This window comes from Nguyenibacter vanlangensis (genome assembly GCF_013376155.1).
Lineage (GTDB): Bacteria > Pseudomonadota > Alphaproteobacteria > Acetobacterales > Acetobacteraceae > Gluconacetobacter > Gluconacetobacter vanlangensis.
The window spans coordinates 1-726 of sequence record NZ_JABXXP010001083.1; the positions used below are offsets into that span (position 1 = coordinate 1).

A 726-nucleotide genomic window follows, 5' to 3' on the forward strand; every position below is an offset into this window, starting at 1 on the left:
GCCGACGCGGGCCGCCAGTTCGACCAGTGCGAAGGGCTTGACCAGGTAATCGTCGCCGCCGGCCCGCAATCCGGCCACCCGGTCATCGATGCCGTCCATCGTGGTCAGGAACAGGACGGGGGCCTGGAGGCCGGTGGCGCGCAGCCGGCGCACGATCGACAATCCGTCGAGGCCCGGCAGCATGCGGTCGACGATCAGCAGGTCCCAGTCCTCGGCGGCGCGTTTCAGGCCGGCATGGCCGTCGGCGGCGACGTCGATCGCGTGGCCTTCGCCGCCAAGCCCCTGGGCGATGAAGGCGGCGGATTCCGGATCATCCTCGATCAGCAGGATACGCAAATCGTCCCTCTCCCCGCGCCGCCGCCCTTTGCCGATGGGCGGACTGCCGGCACCCCGTACGCCAGGAAACCGGCGACGTCGTCAAGGGGAATCGGGCGCTGCCGGCATCATCGCCGGCGTGGGAGGGGCGCGGGCGATCGGCGGGACGTCATGGGTGCATGAACAGGCCCAGCGCGCCCGTTTCGTCCTGGCCGTGGGCCAGGCGGACATAATCCGCGATGGCGGGGTGGCGGGTTTCCATCCTGTGGCGGTGGGTGGCGGTCAGGACCACGACCCCAGCGCCGGCGGCCTCGGCCGCCGCGATGCCGGCGGGCGAATCCTCCCAGACCAGGCAGTCCTCGGCGGCGACGCCCAGGATGCCGGCAGCCAGCAGGAAGCAGTCCGGGGCCG

At 72.0% G+C, this 726-nt stretch carries 2 protein-coding genes; both read right to left on the bottom strand.

Annotation, left to right across the window (positions count from 1 at the left end; translation table 11 throughout):
* Window positions 1-336 (bottom strand): response regulator (locus HUK84_RS21365; RefSeq protein ID WP_176641945.1); only part of this gene is annotated, 336 nt, incomplete at its 3' end.
* A gap of 148 nt (window positions 337-484) precedes the next feature.
* Window positions 485-726, bottom strand: a 242-nt coding sequence (locus HUK84_RS21370; RefSeq protein ID WP_176641946.1) for an HAD-IA family hydrolase, incomplete at its 5' end; no start/stop codon positions are given.